Origin of the sequence: uncultured Veillonella sp. (genome assembly GCF_905209685.1) — a bacterium.
Classification (GTDB): Bacteria; Bacillota; Negativicutes; order Veillonellales; family Veillonellaceae; genus Veillonella.
In genome coordinates, this window is record NZ_CAJLUB010000154.1 from 1 (window position 1) to 3,501 (window position 3,501).

General features: G+C 38.3%; 3 protein-coding genes. All 3 read right to left on the reverse strand.

What is annotated here, in order from left to right:
• Window positions 1-449: 449 nt before the first annotated feature.
• Window positions 450-1,493: a hypothetical protein gene (locus QZ055_RS08665; RefSeq protein ID WP_295826236.1), complete on the reverse strand. Its 1,044-nt coding sequence runs from the start codon at window positions 1,491-1,493 to the stop codon at window positions 450-452.
• A 598-nt stretch (window positions 1,494-2,091) separates the two neighbouring features.
• Complete coding sequence (locus QZ055_RS08670) at window positions 2,092-2,700, reverse strand: hypothetical protein (RefSeq protein ID WP_039968834.1); 609 nt, start codon at window positions 2,698-2,700, stop codon at window positions 2,092-2,094.
• A gap of 458 nt (window positions 2,701-3,158) precedes the next feature.
• Window positions 3,159-3,501: sigma-70 family RNA polymerase sigma factor (locus QZ055_RS08675; protein ID WP_295826238.1), on the reverse strand; the 343-nt coding region annotated here is incomplete at its 5' end.

Sequence of the window (3,501 nt, forward strand, 5' to 3'; positions counted from 1 at the left end):
AACGATAGTTCTGATATGCATTATCTGGAATACTAGCATCAGCCCCTGGTACAGGTGGTTGTCCTTCAGGAACAGTATACTGCGCCGCATCAATAGGCATGGTAAAAGCTAATGCCACAGCTAAGCCCAACAAGGTACTTTTTAGTTTCATACAACACCTCTCAAACAATAATAGACACGTTCTCTCATTAGTATAAGTATACTATATCCTCGAGAACGTGACTATGTATGGCCCAAGCGTAAAACTTAGCTTAGCTTGTATTATATGTATGTAACGCTAGTCGTCCAATATATATGACGATTCCATTACTATCAATGTTATATGAGCTTTTAGATATACCAATTCTGCACAAAAACATTTTGAGCTCTTAATATTTATGATGCTTTCCCCTAAGTCTCTATTTTGGATTTAAATAAGAATATAATTTCCAACCAATCACTATACATAGTTATTTTATTTGTCCAAGTATCATTACCCCACCCATTCTCGTAAACATATTAGGCCGATTATAGTGAAAATCTCTGTCTAATTGTATTTGTAGGATTTCTTTATTTAACTTAGTAAACATCGCTATATAAGATGTTCTAGAGAATACTCCACCGCCTTGCAGTATGCTCATATCTTGTTGCAAAATATAAAGATTACCTTCTGGTGTTACGTATAACAGTGGTTTACTATCGTAGTCATCAACCAATAGCTGTAATACATCGAGTACCAATTTCAGCCTGCAATGGCGAACATAAAGGACATAATATAAGGAATTTTCTCCATTAGCAAAGAAATGATGCACCTTGTCATAAGGCACATCAAGAAAAGAGAGATACTGCTGCATCGTACGGCCCTCTACCTGATAATTAAGAGCCGGAATAAAGAGAATATGGTCTGAACCTAAATGAATAGATAGTTGTCCAAGATCATCTAAATTACTACGGTCACAATGAGGCGCACGAACTAGGCGGTAATCCTCTTCAATAGAGGTGCATTGATAAGTGTATCCCTTGCACTTCAAATCATCCACAACCATTTGACCATATAGTTCAATATAATCTGCTTGCCATAGACCAAGTTTACGATGTCCTACAATCCTAGAACCTTCATAATTCCAAATCTTAGTTTTACCCTTTAAGGAAATGAATAGTACATGATGGGCTCCATATTTCTGTGCATACCATGCCGCCACCTCTTGCAAGTCCTCTAAGCTATCAGGACTCCAACAGATGAGCTCCATACCAAAAGCTTCGTTATCAACATGCCCATAAATATGATGTCGATGCCAATCACGGCCTGTCGTATAAGAATAAGGCAACCCTAGCACCGCTTGGTTGTCAGTATTTGAACGACATATTATTTGACGGTTAAGAGATAAATGATTAGCCCTCGCCTCCGCATCAACGTCTTGCCCTATGGACTGACTAGGCACAACTATCATGATTCGCTTGCCTATATACGACTGAACAACATAATTAAGCTGAGATCTACCTAAAACGTCCATACATGCCACCTCATTTAATAACAAACTAGGATAAACAATAACTCTACACCTATACTATAACAAGATAAATGAGGAAAATTTTGCACATAAAAGCTCTACCTTAAGACTATTAAGATAGAGCGTTTAAATACCTGTATGGAGATGTTTAATTTAACTTTTACAAGCCAAAATCTAAGCCACCAAGATGGCAAAGAATAGTTTCCGTCCCCATCAGGGGATCAATAAATTTAACCCTGTCTTTAAAACAGCATATATTTACTGGTTCTAAAATACAAAAAACGGCGGAGATTGTATTTTGACCCTAAAAGGTACTTTAGTTAGCTAAAATAATGTCGTTTAACAGCGCAGATTTGTTTTTTCAAGGGTTAAATCTAGGTCTATTATAGCACAGCTTCAAGGGGAATGAAAAATATATGAAAACAGAGCTATCTCATAACAAGATAGCTCTGTAAGAGAGTAAATCATTATTTGTCGTGTCTTAATGATAACCTTTTATTTATGTCTCCCCTATGTTATTGTCTCCCTATAGTTCCTCCTCTCTTTTTCTCCCCCCTATTACTTCATCTCCCCTACTTATTCTTCTCTTCCCCCTAATGTTTTATCTTGTTAGGTCTCTCCAGGCGATAAATAGTTCGGCCACGACTTGTGGGTTTTGGCTGAGTTTGATGCGAGCCAGCATTTTACGCACGTAGTTACAGTGTTCTAGCATGGCTTCATTCAGCTTGTGTTTCACGTGGTGTGGGGCTTGGTACACCAAAATAGGTTTAAAGTCGCCTACATGAATGTAGCTCGTATCTGGATCAGGGCCATCGGTGACGATATATTGATAAGGTATCGCCACGTTAAAGAGTCCGTACACCACGTCCTTGCCGATAGGGCGCCGACATTTAATATGACCAAAGGTCAAATGCGGCCCATAGGTCTTAGGCGCCGTATAGCTGCTGCGTCGACCGTCACTGGTCATGATATAATTCGGTCTCAACCCTTCTTGTAAGGCTAGCTCTCGCAGGATGGTACGAATTGGCAGATGCACCAATTCTTGACGGCCATCTACGAAATAGCACATCGTGCTGTCACCGCCGCCAGGTTCATAGGTAGGAATAAAACAAACAATATGATTCTTCGGATTCGTATAGATCAAATCCAAATTCTCTCCCTTAGATAGCCAAGTGGCCACCGCTACTGGTACTTCATTACATGTCATCATAGGAATTCTCTCCCCTCAACTTAGGAACATTCCTTTCAACAATACAATGAACACGTGTTCTGTGAAAGCAGATTCGCATGCTTTAATCTGCTGTTGGTTTAATTGTATATCACACTGTATAATTTGTAAATATATACACAAAACTATAGAAATTTATGTAAAATTAAAGACTTTATGATCTTGTAAAAGTAATATCTACCTATATGTGTCATTATTTTCTCATTTAAATTGAGAATTGCATATTTTATGTATATCTGTTAATCGCAATTAACGTAATTATACAAAAATCAGAATATAAATAAGAAATTAAATTATATTAACACATATCATTTTAATACAAACTTGCTCTAATAAACTAACACTCATACGTTTACACTACCTATTCTAATCAATTCAGAGTCATAAGAATCTAATACGTGTATAGCTCTAATGAATATATAGCCCTATTGTATTCATATCTAGTGCACTCGTATCTTATTAAAATCTGTCGTCAAGTATCTACGCAGCTTCCGCAGGGCTCGTTCATGACGCCGTTGGATAGCTTGGCGGCTACAGTTCAATTCTTCGCTAACGGATACGAGGCTTTTACAATCACCGTACACACGCCGCAATAGATCTTGTTGATCTGGAGATAATCTGCCAAGAGCCCATACGAGACGAGCCCGTAGTCGTTGTTCCTCATCGGCCGTCATAATCATGTCTGCTATATTTTCTCCAGATGAGAAGATATCCATACCAACCGCAACCTCGCCATCATCGGTGATGCGGTCTGGTATATGAATCTCACGATGATTACGCAAT